The 16850-nt window shown below is 34.5% G+C and carries 10 protein-coding genes and 1 pseudogene; 3 read left to right on the plus strand and 8 right to left on the minus strand.

Going from position 1 to position 16850, the window contains the following annotated elements:
* Positions 1-262: 262 nt before the first annotated feature.
* From lysA to gltB, 3 genes and pseudogenes are all read right to left on the minus strand, one after another.
* A pseudogene (lysA, locus tag ABXT06_RS08175) lies at positions 263-1489 on the minus strand (diaminopimelate decarboxylase); the annotation flags it as partial.
* 635 nt (positions 1490-2124) lie between these two features.
* A complete protein-coding gene (locus tag ABXT06_RS08180; protein ID WP_354590309.1) occupies positions 2125-3579 on the minus strand; it encodes a glutamate synthase subunit beta in 1455 nt (484 codons plus the stop codon).
* Between the two features lie 123 nt (positions 3580-3702).
* Positions 3703-8220, minus strand: a complete 4518-nt coding sequence (gltB, locus tag ABXT06_RS08185; protein ID WP_354590310.1) for a glutamate synthase large subunit — start codon at positions 8218-8220, stop codon at positions 3703-3705.
* 416 nt (positions 8221-8636) lie between these two features.
* On the opposite strand from gltB, the gene sucC reads away from it, so the two are divergent.
* Positions 8637-9830, plus strand: a complete 1194-nt coding sequence (gene sucC, locus ABXT06_RS08190) for an ADP-forming succinate--CoA ligase subunit beta (protein WP_091131042.1) — start codon at positions 8637-8639, stop codon at positions 9828-9830.
* Positions 9831-10196: 366 nt separating this feature from the next.
* Here the strand turns inward: sucC and ABXT06_RS08195 are convergent, their stop codons facing one another.
* Positions 10197-10997, minus strand: coding sequence for a DUF5694 domain-containing protein (locus tag ABXT06_RS08195; protein ID WP_354590311.1), 801 nt, complete (start codon positions 10995-10997; stop codon positions 10197-10199).
* 222 nt (positions 10998-11219) lie between these two features.
* Between ABXT06_RS08195 and ABXT06_RS08200 the strand changes: the two genes are divergently transcribed.
* Positions 11220-12260, plus strand: a complete 1041-nt coding sequence (locus ABXT06_RS08200; protein WP_354590312.1) for a sensor histidine kinase — start codon at positions 11220-11222, stop codon at positions 12258-12260.
* Positions 12261-12263: 3 nt separating this feature from the next.
* Entirely contained in the window at positions 12264-12971 is a 708-nt protein-coding gene (locus ABXT06_RS08205; RefSeq protein WP_354590313.1) for a LytR/AlgR family response regulator transcription factor, read from the plus strand.
* A gap of 345 nt (positions 12972-13316) precedes the next feature.
* Here ABXT06_RS08205 and ABXT06_RS08210 read toward each other — a convergent pair whose 3' ends face one another.
* From ABXT06_RS08210 to ABXT06_RS08225, 4 genes are all read right to left on the minus strand, one after another.
* Positions 13317-13784, minus strand: a complete 468-nt coding sequence (locus tag ABXT06_RS08210; RefSeq protein WP_354590314.1) for a DUF1456 family protein — start codon at positions 13782-13784, stop codon at positions 13317-13319.
* Positions 13785-13985: 201 nt separating this feature from the next.
* Positions 13986-15008 (minus strand): aminotransferase class I/II-fold pyridoxal phosphate-dependent enzyme, encoded by a 1023-nt coding sequence (locus ABXT06_RS08215; RefSeq protein ID WP_354590315.1) that lies wholly within the window; start codon positions 15006-15008, stop codon positions 13986-13988.
* Positions 15009-15010: 2 nt separating this feature from the next.
* Positions 15011-16021 (minus strand): dipeptide epimerase, encoded by a 1011-nt coding sequence (locus ABXT06_RS08220; protein WP_354590316.1) that lies wholly within the window; start codon positions 16019-16021, stop codon positions 15011-15013.
* A gap of 24 nt (positions 16022-16045) precedes the next feature.
* On the minus strand, positions 16046-16846 hold the full coding sequence (locus tag ABXT06_RS08225; protein ID WP_354590317.1) for an alpha/beta hydrolase: 801 nt from the start codon (positions 16844-16846) through the stop codon (positions 16046-16048).
* Positions 16847-16850 lie beyond the last annotated feature (4 nt).

The following is a 16850-nucleotide window of genomic DNA, read 5'->3' on the forward strand; positions in this document are numbered from 1 at the left end:
GTTGAATCCTGACTGTTATTTCTCATCGCAACAAAATTTATTAAAGTTAAATTTTGTTACCGAAATATCTAACCTTTACAGAAATGACAAAACTGTGTGGTTACTTTGTGTAGACTTCGACTTCGTTCAGTCTGATTATTAGTATCAATAGAAAAAATCTGCTAAAATCTGTAGAATCTGCGTGAAACAAAAAACAAAAAACAAAAAAATCCCGCCTCAATTAAGAAACGGGATTAAAGTGATATTCTCTTTTTTTCTATTATTAAACCGTAGCAGCAATTTCTTCTGGTAACGGAATTTGATTTTTAAGTAAATCTTCAAAAGTTTCGGCTTGACGAATTAAGATTCCTTTTCCGTCTTTCCAAAGAACTTCGGCTGGTTTGTATCTTGAGTTGTAGTTTGAAGACATTGAGAAACAGTATGCTCCAGCATTTCTGAAAGATAAAATATCGCCTTCAGTAATTTCCTGAATTCTACGGTTGTTTGCAAAAGTATCGGTCTCACAAATGTATCCTACAACAGAGTAAAAACGCTCTTTTCCTTTTGGGTTTGAGATGTTTTCAATATGATGCGAAGATCCGTACAACATTGGACGAATTAAGTGGTTGAAACCACTATCAACTCCAGCGAAAACTGTTGATGTTGTTTGTTTTACTACGTTTACTTTTACTAAGAAATGACCTGCTTCGCTTACCAAGAATTTTCCTGGTTCGAAAATCAGCGTTAAATCTCTTCCGTATTCAGCACAGAAAGCATTGAATCTTTTTGATAATTTTTTACCTAATTCTTCGATGTCTGTTTCGATATCGTCTTTTTTGTAAGGTACTTTGAATCCGCTTCCGAAATCTAAGAATTGTAAATCTTTGAAATGTTTAGCGGTATCAAACAGTATTTCAGCAGCATACAAGAATACTTCGATATCTAAAATATCAGATCCTGTGTGCATGTGAATTCCGACAATGCTCATTTTTGTATTTTCAACAATTCGCAAGATATGCGGAATCTGGTGTACAGAAATTCCGAATTTACTATCGATATGTCCAACAGAAATGTTAGCGTTTCCGCCTGCCATTACGTGTGGATTGATACGGATACATACCGGAATATGTGGATGTTTTGTTCCGAATTGCTCTAAAATAGATAAATTGTCGATATTGATTTGTACACCCATAGCGGCAACTTCTTCGATTTCTTCTAGAGAAACGCCGTTTGGTGTAAAGAAAATTCTTTCGGGTTCATAGCCAGCATGAAGTCCTAATAAAACTTCCTGAATAGATACAGTGTCTAAGCCAGACCCCATGTTCTTTAATAACTGTAGAATCGCAACGTTTGACAATGCCTTCATGGCGTAATTAACTCTTAAGTTCTCAACCTTAGAGAAAGCTTTAGTTAATCTGTTGTACTGAGATTGGATTTTTTCAGCATCGTAAACATACAATGGACTTCCAAATTGGTCTGCTAACTGCAGTAAATCTTTTGCTTGCATTTTTAAATCATTTTGGGCAAAGTTATTACACTTTTATCTATCAGCAAATAATTTGCAGAAAAATAACAAATTATAACAAATTGTTTTATTTTGAACAAAAAGTTGGTGTTTTTGGAGTTTTGTAACCTTTTTTGAGGTTAAAAGGGACAGAGGTACAAAGGTACAAAGGTTTTTTGCCACGAATTCACGAATTTCTCTAATTTCTACGTGATGCTTAAATTATTTTTTTGCCACAGATCAAAATGATTTTCACAGATTTTTTTTTCTACCACGAATTACACGAATTACACAAATTTTAATTTTTAGATTTTTCGCAAAATGCTAAAACATAGCCCGTGGTTTCAACCACAGGAAACGTTGCGGATTGAGCTTAGTCATATATTGTGTTCCCGTGGTTGAAACCACGGGCTATATTTGAATATTGAAGCCAAAGAGAAAAGAAAAATTAGTGAAAATTCGCGTAATTTGTGGCAACAGAAAAAATCCATTTAATCTGTGAAATCTGTGGCTAAAAAAAACAAAACCCCTGAATATAAATTCAAGGGTTTGTTAGTAGTTATGTTGTTATCGGAATAAAGATTAAATGCAAGGAAAAAAAACTTAGAACCTTAGCATCTTAGTATCTCAGAACCTTAAAACTAAAGACTCGGTAAATCTCCTTTTCCTTTAGTAGGCAAGTTTGTAGATCCCATAAGGAATAAATCTACTTCTCTTGCTGCTTCGCGACCTTCTGAAATAGCCCACACGATTAATGATTGTCCACGACGCATATCTCCAGCTGTGAAGATATGAGGAACGTTTGTCTGATAGTTATGCGCTTTGTAGTTGCTTCTCATATCAGTTTCGATTCCTAATTGCTCACTTAGTGTTTTCTCAGGACCTGTAAATCCAAGAGCCAATAAAGCTAAATCGCAAGGCCAGATTTTCTCAGAACCTTCTTTTTCGATTAGTTCTGGTCTGTTTCCTGGAGTCATTTTCCATTGCACTTCAACAGTTTTTAATCCAGTTAATTCGCCTTTATCGTTAGAAATGAATTCTTTAGTGTTGATCAACCAGTTTCTGTCGCAACCTTCTTCGTGAGAAGAAGATGTTTTTAACTGCAACGGCCAGAAAGGCCAAGGAGTTGACTCGCTTCTTCCAACTGGAGGTTTTGGTAAAATCTCAAAGTTAGTTACCGATTTAGCTCCGTGACGGTTAGAAGTTCCGATACAGTCAGAACCTGTATCTCCACCACCAATAACGATTACATCTTTACCAGTTGCTTTAACCTGATCTGGAATTGATTCTCCAAATAAAACTTTAGTCTGTTGTGTTAAGAAATCCATTGCCTGAACAACGCCTTTGCTTTCGATTCCTTTAGTTGGCAAACTTCTTCTTTCAGTTGCTCCTCCGCATAAGACGATAGAATCGAATTGGTTTAATTCTTCAACGCTGAAGTTTACTCCAACATTTACATTCGTTTTGAAAGTGATTCCTTCTGCTTCAAGAATAGCTACACGACGGTCGATAATTCCTTTTTCTAATTTGAAATTTGGAATTCCGTAACGTAATAAACCTCCAATTGCGTTGTCTCTTTCGAAAACAGTTACAGTGTGACCCGCTCTGTTTAATTGTTGAGCCGCAGCAAGACCTGCAGGTCCAGAACCAATAACAGCAACCGTTTTTCCAGTTCTTGTTTTTGGCGCTTGTGGTTTGATCCATCCTTCTGCGAAACCTCTTTCTACGATGCTTTTCTCAATGTTTTCAATAGAAACTGGATCTTTGATGATTCCTAATACACATGATTTCTCACATGGAGCAGGGCATAAGCGTCCTGTAAATTCAGGGAAGTTATTAGTAGATTGTAAAATCTCTAGTGCACTTTGCCATTCTTCCTGATGCACCATGTCGTTGAAATCAGGAATTAAATTTCCTAACGGACAACCACTGTGGCAAAAAGGAATTCCACAGTCCATACATCTTGATCCTTGTTCTTTTAATTTATCTTTTGGTACCGGAATAGTAAATTCGTTGTAGTTCGAAACACGTTCTGCTACTGCTAAATTACTTTCATCGGCTCTGTTATATTCTTTAAATCCGCCTATTTTACCCATGACTTTTTAAATTAAATTCCAATTTCTTTAAATTCCAAATTCCAATCCTTCGACTTCGCTCAGGACGACATTGCCATTGATATTGACATTGGAATTTGGAATTTTATTTTTTGAAATTGATTTTTATCCCGCTATTAATTCTTCTATTTTTTTCTCTTCTGCAATTCTTTGCAATGCTTTTTTGTAATCAGTTGGCATTACTTTTACGAAGTGCTGTTGTTGGTTTTCCCAGTCTGCTAAAATTCTTTTTGCTAATGGACTGCTGGTGTACAATGAATGATTTTTGATCAGTTTTCTTAGTTTCGTAAGATCTTCTTCTTCCATTGGATCGAATGCAACCATTTCCATGTTGCAAACTGTAGAATCGAATTTCTTATTTGGATCGTAAACATAAGCTACACCACCGCTCATACCAGCTGCGAAGTTTCTTCCAGTTTTTCCTAAAACTACTACTGTACCACCGGTCATGTACTCGCAACCGTGATCTCCAATTCCTTCAACAACTGCTGTTGCTCCAGAATTTCTCACACAGAAACGCTCTCCGGCCATTCCATTAATATAAGCCTCTCCGGTAATAGCTCCGTAAAGGGCAACGTTCCCGATAATGATATTGTCTTCAGGTTTGAAAGTTGCAGTAGGAGGTACTTTTACAATTAATTTTCCTCCGGAAAGACCTTTTCCTAAATAATCATTACAGTTTCCGTGAATTTTAAATGACAATCCGTTTGTTGCAAAAGCACCAAAACTTTGTCCGGCAGAACCTTCAAAATCAACTAAAATAGTGTCATCAGGTAATCCTTGTGCTCCGTAGATTTTTGAGATTTCGTTACTCAAAATCGCACCTACAGAACGGTCTGTATTTTTAATTTTAAAGGTTACTCTTGTTTTTTCTTTTCTATAGATAGACGGAATCGCTTCTTTGATGATGTCAAAATCCAATACGTTTTCAAGTTGGTGATCTTGAGTTGTTGTATTATGATTTGGCTCTGTTTTCGCTTTTTCCGGTTTGTATAAAATAGTCGATAAATCTAAACCATTAGCTTTATAATGTTTGATCGCTTTGTCTACATTTAATTTTTGAGACTGACCTACCATTTCTTTTAAAGTTCTGAAACCTAACTGTGCCATGATTTCTCTTAACTCTTCAGCAATGAAATACATGAAGTTGATTACGTGCTCTGGAGTTCCTTTGAAATTTTTTCTTAATTCAGGATCCTGAGTAGCAATACCAACTGGGCAAGTATTTAAGTGACAAGCTCTCATCATGATACATCCAGAAGCTACAAGCGGAGCCGTTGCAAATCCGAATTCTTCTGCACCTAATAAAGCTGCGATCGCAACGTCACGTCCTGTTTTCAACTGTCCGTCACACTCTAAAACTACACGGCTTCTTAAGTCATTCAAGATAAGTGTTTGCTGTGCTTCAGCTAAACCAAGTTCCCATGGAATACCTGTGTGTTGCAAAGATGTTAATGGTGCAGCTCCCGTTCCTCCGTCGTAACCAGAAATTAAGATAACGTCAGCTTTTGCTTTGGCAACACCGGCAGCGATGGTTCCAACTCCAACTTCAGAAACTAATTTTACGTTGATACGAGCTTCACGGTTTGCATTTTTCAAATCGTAAATCAACTGAGATAAATCCTCAATAGAGTAGATATCGTGGTGAGGCGGAGGCGAAATCAAACCTACATAAGGCGTAGAGTTTCTAGTTTCAGCAATCCAAGGCACTACTTTTTCTCCAGGTAACTGACCACCTTCTCCAGGTTTTGCTCCCTGAGCCATTTTGATCTGGATTTCTCTGGCGTTTGTCAAATAGTTGATTGAAACTCCAAAACGTCCAGAAGCTACTTGTTTAATTGCAGAGTTTCTAGAATCTCCGTTGATTTCTTTCTGGAAACGTCTCGGATCTTCTCCACCTTCTCCAGAGTTACTTTTTCCTCCAATTCTGTTCATTGCAATTGCTAAGTTCTCATGTGCTTCCTGGCTGATAGAACCGTAAGACATTGCTCCGGTTTTGAATTTCTTCACAATTTCTGTCCAAGGTTCTACTTCGTCAATAGAAATTGGGTCCAAATTGTTGAATTCAAATAAACCTCTAATGGTCATTAAGTTTGAGCTTTGTTCGTTTACAGCATTAGCATATTCTTTATAGCTTTCTGGGCTGTTTAAACGAACTGCCTGCTGTAATTTAGAAATCGTAGTTGGATTAAACATGTGTTTTTCACCGCCACGTCTCCATCTGTAAATACCTCCAATTTCAAGAGAAAGCAAGTTTGCAATTTTTGAATTTGGGAAAGCTTTTTGGAAACGTTTCTTCACTTCTTTTTCAACTTCCATTAAACCAATTCCTTCAATTCTTGATGGCGTGTAAGGGAAGTATTTAGATGTAAATGTTTTGTTTAAACCTAAAATCTCGAAAATCTGAGCAGCTCTGTATGAATGTAAGGTAGAGATACCAATTTTGTTCATGATTTTTACGATTCCTTTAGCAATTGCTTTGTTATAGTTTACAACTGCATAATCCGCTTTTACTTTTGTAATGAAACCTTTTTCAACTTGATCGTGAATGATTTCGTTTACCATGTAAGGGTTGATCGCACTTGCACCGTATCCGAACAATAAAGCAAAATGATGAGGTTCGCGTGGTTCAGCAGATTCGATAATGATTCCGAATTTAGAACGAACCTGTAAAATGTTTAATGAGTGGTGAATGTAAGAACAAGCCAATAACATTGGGATTGGAGCTAATTCTTCGCTTACACCTCTATCTGATAAAATGATGATGTTGCATCCTTCATTAACCGCTTTAAAAGTCGCCTGAACACATTTTTCAAGTGCACGCTCTAAACCGTTAACTCCTTTTTCTATTTTATATAAAGTAGAAATAGTAGCAGATTTGAAATCTGCGTGATCGATATTTCTGATTTTATCCAAATCTTCATTAGAGATAACCGGATTTTGGATTTTCAGTTTTTTGCATTGTTTAGATTCAATTTCGAAAATATTGAAATCTCCACCGATCGCTAAACTGATGTCAGTGATAATTTCTTCACGAATACCATCCAATGGAGGGTTTGTAACCTGAGCAAACAATTGTTTGAAGTAATTGTACAACAACTGAGGCTGATCTGAAAGAACTGCCAAAGGTGTGTCGTTACCCATAGAACTGATTGCTTCAGCTCCGTCGCTACCCATTGGGTTGATGATTGTTTTTAAATCTTCAATTGTATAACCAAACAAACGCTGTCTTGTCAAGAAATCTAATTTTTCAACAGGAGTAGGATTGTTTGTGTAAGGAACACTAGCCAATGGCAATAAGTTTTCATCAACCCATTGTTTGTATGGACGTTTTGTAACGATCGCTTTTTTAACTTCCTCGTCTTCGATGATACGGCCTTCATTCATATCAACCAAGAACATTTTTCCTGGCTCCAAACGACCATGCTGGATTACATCTTCTGGATCGATGTCTAATACACCAATTTCAGATGACATAATTACGAATCCGCTATGAGTTAATGTATAACGAGAAGGACGTAAACCATTTCTGTCTAGTAAAGCTCCAATTACGTTACCATCTGTAAACGGAATAGAAGCAGGACCATCCCAAGGCTCCATGATACAAGCATTGTACTCGTAGAAAGCTCTTTTCTCAGGAGACATTGTTTGGTGTTTTTCCCAAGCTTCAGGAACTACCATCATCATTGCCTCTGGAAGAGAACGTCCAGTCATTAATAAAAGTTCAATCACCATATCCATAGAAGCAGAATCTGATTTTCCTTCTAAGATAATTGGGAATAATTTTTTGATATCTTCGCCAAAAACTTTGCTTTGCATAAGCTCTTCACGAGCACGCATACGGCTTACGTTTCCACGAAGTGTATTGATCTCACCATTGTGACACATGTATCTAAACGGTTGAGCTAAGTCCCAAGATGGGAATGTATTGGTAGAGAAACGTTGGTGAACAAGCGCTAAACGCGTCACCAAGTCTGGATCTTTCAAATCTATATAATAACGGCTGATGTCTTCCGGCATCAATAGACCTTTATATATTATAGTAGTTGTCGATAAACTAGTAAAATAAAACATATGGCTTTCTGAGGTTTTAGATCCTCTTACGGCATGTTCAGCAATTTTTCTAGCTGCAAAAAGTTTTGCATTAAATTCTTGTTCAGTTAAATCTTGTCCGTTTTTAGAAACGAAAACTTGTTTAATTGTTGGTTCTTTTTCTGCGGCGATTTCACCTAAATTCTCAACGTCAACAGGTACATCTCTCCAACCTAAAACCTTTAAGTTTTGATCTTTGATAGTAGCTTCAAATGCATTAATACAAAAAGAAACCTGGTTTTTGCTTTTTGGTAAAAAAACCATTCCTACTGCATACTCACGCGCTTCTGGGATTTCAAAGTCACAAACTTTCTTAAAAAAATCATGAGGAATGTCGAATAAAATTCCGGCTCCGTCACCAGTTCTTCCATCAGAACTTACGGCACCACGATGTTCCAATTTAATTAAGATGTCTAATGCTTTGTGAATAATATCATTTGACTTAATACCATTCAAATTACAAATAAATCCTGCACCACAATTGTCGTGTTCAAATTCAGGCAGATAAAGCCCTTGTTCTTTAACTCTCATTCTTGATATTTTTTTTACAAAAATAAAGATTTCGTTAAACATAATGTATTGAAATAGTGATTTTGCTTTCATTTTTGCTGTAATATTAGAAAAAGGGTTCTTAATTATTAATATTATTATAGAAGGCATCCCGAATTGCTAAAAATATAATTACTCTTAAAATATATTAGGAAAAATCGTCGGCAGGCCAATAAAACCAATGAATTTTTTGTTAAATATCAAACGTTTTATGCGAATTGTGTTAACATTAACAAATTGTTCCGTTAACGATTTGTTTGCTTTGAAAAATTATCAACGGCTAATACCTATATATAACATTTATTTAATTGAAAAAGATTTTACTATTAAGTTGTATTTTGTTACTTTTGTCGCACTTTTATTCTGAAATAAATTCAGAACCAGACAAATTCTATATTATGAACATACACGAATATCAAGGAAAAGAAATTTTAGCGAGTTACGGAGTACGCGTACAACGCGGAATTGTGGCTAACAATGCGGTTGAAGCTGTAGCTGCTGCAAAACAATTAACTGCCGAAACTGGTACAGGATGGCATGTAATAAAAGCACAAATTCACGCAGGTGGTCGTGGAAAAGGTGGTGGAGTTAAGCTGGCAAAAAACTTACAACAAGTTGAAGAGTTAGCAGAACAAATCATCGGAATGCAGTTGATTACACCTCAGACTCCGCCTGAAGGTAAAAAAGTAAATAAGGTATTAGTTGCAGAAGATGTTTACTATCCAGGTGAAAGCGAAACTTCTGAATTTTATGTTTCTGTTTTATTGAATAGAGGTACAGGACGCAACATGATTATGTATTCTACTGAAGGTGGAATGGATATCGAAGAAGTTGCTGAGCACACTCCACACTTAATCTTTACTGAAGAAATTGATCCATCTGTTGGATTACAAGGTTTCCAAGCTAGAAGAATTGCTTTCAACTTAGGTCTTTCTGGAAACGCTTTCAAAGAAATGGTTAAATTCATCGACGCACTTTACAATGCTTACATTGGTTCTGATGCTTCTATGTTTGAAATTAACCCAGTTCTTAAAACTTCTGATAACAAAATCTTAGCTGTTGACGCTAAAGTTAACATCGACGATAACGCTTTATACAGACAACCTAAATATGCTGAAATGAGAGATATCCGTGAGGAGAATCCAATCGAAGTTGAAGCTAAAGAAGTTGGTCTAAACTATGTTGACCTTGACGGTACTGTAGGATGTATGGTAAACGGAGCTGGTCTTGCAATGGCAACTATGGATTTAATTAAATACGCTGGTTTTGAGCCTGCTAACTTCCTTGACGTAGGAGGAACTGCTGATGCTAAACGTGTTGAAACAGCTTTCAGAATTATCTTGAAAGATCCAAACGTAAAAGCTATTTTAATTAACATCTTCGGAGGTATCGTTCGTTGTGACCGTGTTGCTCAAGGTGTTGTTGACGCTTACAAAAACATGGGTGACGCTATCAATGTGCCAATTATCGTTCGTTTGCAAGGAACAAATGCTGAAATTGCAAAAGAATTAATTGACAACTCTGGTATGCCAATCTTATCTGCAGTTCAATTCCAAGAAGCTGCTGATCAAGTTAAAGCTGCTCTTTCTTAATTAAATAAGAAATCAATTTATATAGAAAAACCATTCCGAAAGGAATGGTTTTTTGTTTTTGTAAAGTTTGCGTATTGTATAGACGCACTGCAGTGATTCTCTACAATAAAATAATATGCTTAAAAAATTTTCTCTCGCAGATTGAGCAGATTTTTAATGATAAAGAAAAAGATAAATCTGCTGAATCTGCAAAATCTGCGGGAGACAAAAATTTTAGCAGCTTGCAAAAGATATAGCCACAGATTATTAGGATTAGAATGATTTTTTAAAATCTGTGTTAATCTGTGTAATCTGTGGCTAAAAAGACTTTGCGAATTTTGCGTATCTCGATAGCTATCGGGATTGCGTGCTTTGCGGTTTAAAAAATTATTTCAAAACAGTAGCCAATTCAACGATTTCAAATTCTGGGTCATGTGCTAGAAATTCTCTCAGCATTGCAGCGTGTCCAGCTCCAAGCAAAACCATTATTTTAGTATCAGTACTTTCGGTTAATTTCTGAACCAAAGAATACATGTAAAGGTTTCTTTTGTACCAATTTGAGACTAAAGAAGCTCCTGTAAAATCGTCTGGATTTCCAGCTCTATTGGCTACTTCTAAATACCATTGAATATTATCTTCATTAGTTGCCTTTTTATTATAATAAAGCATAAGATCGGTAAGAGAGCTTTTTGCCATTCTTTCATTGTTTTCTTTCTGAAACCTTTCTGTTGACTCAGTAGTTTTTTTTATTAAATCCTTCTGATTCGCTTTTTCCATTGACATCATTAAACTATCATAAGGAAAACGAGTGCGATAGTCAATTCCGTACATTTTTTTGTGATTCATTTTTTTAGCAGTGCGTAATGCTAATTGAGCAATTTCATTTGAATCTTTTTTGAGTATACTATCAGTGTTTTTGTTGTAATACTTGTCTAAATCAGCTTGTTTGGCAAATTTCCATTCTACAAAAATTTTATCAGGACCAAATTTCTTGATTTTGTCACTCATTATTTCGAGCTCTTTTTGGCTTTTCTCAGACATTACATTAAAAGTATTTATCTTGGCAACATCATGACCTGGATTTGCATAATGAAAAGTTCCGATTAATAAAATTTGTTTTTTCTTAGCTTGTTGAGCAGAAGTGATGTTAAGTGTTATTAGAGCTAGTAATACAATAATTTTTTGCATGATGATTCTGTTTTAAATTCATTGCAAATGTATACGTAGATTTAACGGTTCGTTTTCGTTTTTGATGAATGCTGAATTTCTATTGACCAACCATCCAAATTTTCATTTCAAAATGTTCATGTAAAGTTTTTAGTGGTTCATCATACAAAAATTGAGGTTTCATATAAAATACCGTTTTCGTTTAAAGTCATAATTGTATTTTTGATGTTATAACCAATTTTTATGAAACTCAAAATCCCTTTTTATTACCATATTGTTCTTTTTCTCGGATTGTTTTTAACCTATTTTCTTTGGGATTACGGAATAAACAATAAAGTAGCAATTGAGAAGCATACCAAACTTTATTTTTGGCTTACATCAACTTATATTCTTTCCGTCTTTATTGTTTACGTATTAAATTTCTATACTTTTTGTGATTGGTTTCTAAATAAAAAGAAAATACTTTTTTACTTTTTAAGCATGCCAATTTCCTTAGTGATTTTTGCTGGTGTTCGTTATGTAACTCAGGAAGTTATTGTTTTTCAAATTACAGGAGTGCACAATTATGATGTTGGCGATTTAGAATGGGGATTTTACATTCTTGATAATTTATTTTTTGGGCTTCCGGCTGTTATTTTTAGTGCTTTAAGTTATTTGTTCTGGCAGTTTCAAAGTGCACTGAAATACAATCAGGAATTGCTTTTAGAGAATAAAAAAGCTGAGTTTCAAATGCTAAAAGCGCAAGTTAGCCCTCATTTTTTGTTTAATACGCTAAACTCGTTTTACAGTCAGTTAGTCTTGAAAGAAGATGAAATGGCTGATGATATTTTGGTGCTTTCAGATTTGCTTCGATATGTTATTACCGAAACAGATAAAGATGAAGCCATACTTTCAAAAGAAATTCAGTTTGTTCAAAACTATATTCATTTGCAGAAAAAACGCTTTGAAGACCAGTTGTATTTGGATTTTTCTGTTGAAGGAGAATATTCAAATGAAAAAATCCTTTCGTCAGCTTTAATTCATTTTGTGGAGAATGTTTTTAAACACGGGAAACTGAATAATGAAAATGAAAAAGCTTTTATTGTAATCAAAATAGAAGATAGATTTCTGGAGATTTCGACTTTCAATTATAATGTGGATGGAGAGAATTATTCGTCAACCGGAATTGGTTATGAAAACCTGACGAAAAGACTCGAATACATGTATAGAGATCAATTTATACTTGAAAAAACAGAAGAAAAGAATACCTTTAAAACTTACTTAAAAATACCGCTAAAGAAATAATTTATGGCTTTTAAATGCATTATTGTAGACGATGAACCGCCTGCAACTAGAATATTGGAAAATTATATCGGAAAAGTAAATTTTCTAGAAAAAGCTGGAGTTTTTAATGATTCTTTAAAAGCATTAGAATTTTTAAATACGCACTCTGTAGATGTGATTTTTCTAGATATTCAAATGCCTCAATTGACAGGATTACAGCTTTCTAGAATCATTTCGAAAAATATAAAAGTCATTTTTACAACCGCCTATCCTGATTTTGCCTTAGAAGGTTTTGAACTTAACGCAGTTGATTATTTATTGAAACCCATTTCGTTTGAACGTTTTTATCAGGCTGTTTCAAAACTGAATTCAGAACCAAAGACAGTAGTTTCAAATCAAAGTAATCTGCCTGATTTTCTTTTTGTTAAAACAGATGGGAAAAATAAATTTCAGAAAGTATTTTTGAGGGACATTTTATATATAGAAAGCCTTCAGAATTATGTTTGCATTCATGCTTCAAAACAGCAGATAATCACGCATTCATCTTTGAAAAATGTAATTGAATCTCTTCCAGAAAATGAATTTATTCAGATTCATAAATCGCATGTTGTTTCTTTGAAACATATCGAATCAACGGATAATTTTTCTGTTTTTGTAAATGGAAAAGAACTGCCGATTGGAGCAACGTTTAAAGATGCCTTTTTTGATAAAATAGAAGAGAATAAGATATAGATTTTTTTTACTGCAATCCCGATAGCTATCGGGAGCAAGGATTTTTTATTTAGGATTGAGAATATAAACGCAAAGTTCGCAAAGCTAAAACAATAAAATTTTTCGATTTTTATTTCGATATAGCCCGTGGTTTCAACCAGGGGTACACAATGTATGTCACGTAATGCATCTCTGGGCGTCCCCGCGGTTGAAACCGCGGGCTATATTTGAAAATTAGACCGTAATTAGAATCTTTTTAAAACATAAAGTTCGCAAAGCTTTTCCATATAGCTTTGCGAACTTTGCGTTTATATTTAGTCTTTTAAGTAAAAAAAACTTGCGTTCTTTGCGGTTAAAATCACCCAATTATGATTTTTTCTTATTGCCGTTTTTAAAAACTACTTTTTCTACAACAACTGGTTTTCCGTTTCCTTTTGGGAATGATTTTTTCTTAGGTTTACCAGCTGATGGGCCTGACTTTGAAGGACTTTTATCACCTCTGTATTTTTCAGAATCTTTTGGTGCAGCTTTAAATTCTGGTCTTTCTTTAGACGTTTCTCTCTTCGGAATTTCAGCTTTGTGCTTTGCCAAAACTTCGTTTGGATTTTTCGGGTTTTCTTTAGTTCCTCTTAAATGAATCACCAATCCGTTTAAGAAGTTTCTTAAAACCTGATCTCCACATTCCATGTAATTTGGATGATCTTCTGCTCTGAAAAAAGCACCCAATTCTGATTTTGAAATTCTAAAATCTACCAATTCTAAAATTTCAACTATTTGGTCATCACGGAGCATCAAAGCCACGCGAAGTTTTTTAAGTATATCGTTATTTGTCATAATTTTTTGTTTCAGGTTTTTTTGTTTCAAGTTTCAAGTTTTTCCAATCTTTACTTGATAGTAAAACTTAATATATATTCTTTGCAAAGGTACATTTTAAAAGTAATTAGCCGATTTATTTTTTTGCCACGAATTACACGAATTTCCACTAATTCAATTTGAAATTTTAATTTATGAAAATTCGTGTAATTTGTGGCTATTTTATTTACTATTTAAGGCTTGAACTAATTTATCCAAATCTTTCTTTAAATGATTGGCTGTAATTACAATTCGATTTAATGGTTCAGCTTCTTTTTTGTATCTAAAACTTGCGATAATAGTGTTTTCCTGTTTTAGTTTTTCTACTAAATCATCCGATAAAAGGTAAATTAAAGGATAGTTTTTATTAAATAGAATACTGTCATTTTTGATTAGAATTGAATCTATATAACTCAGATTTTCGTTCAGTTTCTGATGCTGTACTTTATAAATTTCTTTAGCATCAGAGAGTGTCTGCACAAAAGCAGGATTCATTCCTGCAGCGCTGGTAAAAGTTTCCTGTTCTTTTATTTGATTAATAAATTTTAAATCGCCAGCAATAACGCCACCAGTTAATCCAAAAGCTTTGCCTAAAGAAGAAACCATGATTTTTCTTTTTACAGGAAATGAAATTGATGAATAAATTCCACAACCATTTTTACCTGTGATTCCCAAAGAATGGGATTCGTCAATAATTAAAGTGATTTCTTTGGTTTTCGAAATCTTTTCTAAAAAGGATAAGTCGGCAGGTTTTGTTTCAAAAGAAGGAACACCATCGGTTAAAATCGTTATTTTTTCAGATTTTGAATCTAACAGCTGATCGTTTAATTTTCTATTCAGGAATACAGGAAAACTATTTTCGGTTTGGATTGCGTTGTGAGTATCATTCAAATGGAAAAAACAATCGGTTTGCTTTTTCATTAAATCAATAACCAATTTTCCGGCCAGCATTCCAGAAGAAACAGTTACGGCTTTTTCTGAGCCAATATGAGACGCTAAAAACCTTTCGCCCTCATCATATGCTTTTAATTGAATATTGGCCGTTCTGGAGCTTCCGTATGTGGTTCCCCAATTCAAAATATTCTGAACGACTAAATCTTGAAATGCTGTATTTGTTGGAAGTCCCAAATACGCAGTTCCGCCAAAATACAAATATTGTTTTTGGTCAATTTCAATAATTCGGTCAGGAAATTTATCGACTATCATTTTTATAAAAGTGTAACGCCAGTTCCGTTAAGATCTGAATAACTTACAACACCATCTTTTATGCTTACTCCCGTCGCAATATCTTCTGCTAAAAGAAGCGCGCCGTCCATGTCTACATAATCCAATTGAGGAAGCAAATGTGCAATGGCAGAAATTCCAACAGTAGATTCGGTCATACAGCCTACCATCGTTCTTAATCCTAGTTTTTTAGCTTCTTCAATCATGCGTTTTCCTGGAGTTAAACCGCCACATTTTACCAATTTTACATTTACACCATGAAAATGATTATGACACTTTTGAACATCTTCTTCAATAATACAGCTTTCGTCTGCAATAACAGGAAGAACAGAATGTTTGAAAACTTCTTTATGACCTTCCCAATTATCCGCTTTCATAGGTTGTTCTAAGAATTCAACACCAAGTTTTTTTAATTCAACTGCATTATTTATAGTTTCTTCAACGCCCCAGCCACAGTTGGCATCAATTCTAAAAATAGCGTTGGTATGTTTTCGAAGTGCTTTTACAATTTCGATATCTTCTTTAGTTCCTAATTTAATTTTATAAATCGGCCACGGAAGTTCCTGCATTTTAGAAACCATTTTATCGATAGAGGCAATTCCGATTGTGTAATCTGTCATTGGATTTCTTTCGGTGGTGTAGTTCCATAATTCGTATAATTTTTTGCCTTTTTTACGCGCGTACAGATCATTATAAGCAAGATCCAAAGCGCATAAAGCAAACATATCGTCTTTTAAATATGGATGAATTTTTGCCCAAAATACTTCTGGAGTTTCATTCTCAGTATTTTCAATAATGCTTCTGATTTTTTCTAGATCCTGCATCATCATTGGTACAGTTGTATTGTAATATGGGTTTGAAGTAGCTTCTCCAAAACCCGAAAAACCACCGCTTTGCAATTCAACAATTAATGAAGGCTGAAAATCTATAGATTCTCTCGAAATGGTAAAAGTGTGTTTTAGTTTGAGATTGTATTCTCTTAAAATTAGTTTCATTGGTATGCGATGTTTTTATTTTTTCTATTTATAACCTAGCCACAATATTGCTTCTGTAAAATGATCTCTCCAAAGTTTCTCATTATGCTCTCCGCCTTTCACAATTTTAATTTTATCAAGATGAAGACAATAACAGCGTTTTGTATCTAGTAAACGTTTCATTTTGGTTAAATCGTTTACCATGTCATCACTTTCTTTGTCCCCGCACAGAAAATAGATTTTAGTTTTGATTTTGGATTGTTTTTCGGTGAAAGTATAAATATCAGGAGAAAACCAAAATGAAGGCGAAAAAACGCCTGCTTTTCCAAAAACTTCTGGATATTTTAATGCTCCATAATAAGAAACCAACCCGCCAAGAGAACTTCCAAAAATAATAGTGTTTTTAGCTTTTGTCTTGGTTCTGTAATTTTTATCGATATGTGGCTTTAATGTTTTTACAATGAATTCTAAATAATTATCTGCATTTCCGCCACCATATTTTTCATTTTTAAAAGGAGTCAGTTCGTCAATGCGCTTATCATTTCCATGTTCGATTCCGACAACAATTACAGGAGCTTTTAAGCTGTCCAGTTTTTCGTCTACATTCCATTCGCCAGAATAAGAAGTTTTGGCATCAAAAAGGTTTTGAGCGTCGTGCATGTAAATAACGCTGTATTTCTTTTTAATGTCTTTAGAATAATTTTCAGGAAGATAAATCCAGATTTTTTTTGAAGTATTCAACTGAGGTGCCTCAATTGTAAAGGTTGATACATTTTTTGAAGCAGTGCTTTGCGCTTTGCCAATAAGAGTAAATAGAAGTAAAACCGCCAAGAAAATCCTCTTCATTATC

The organism is Flavobacterium sp. UW10123 (assembly GCF_040538975.1).
Taxonomy (GTDB): Bacteria; Bacteroidota; Bacteroidia; order Flavobacteriales; family Flavobacteriaceae; genus Flavobacterium.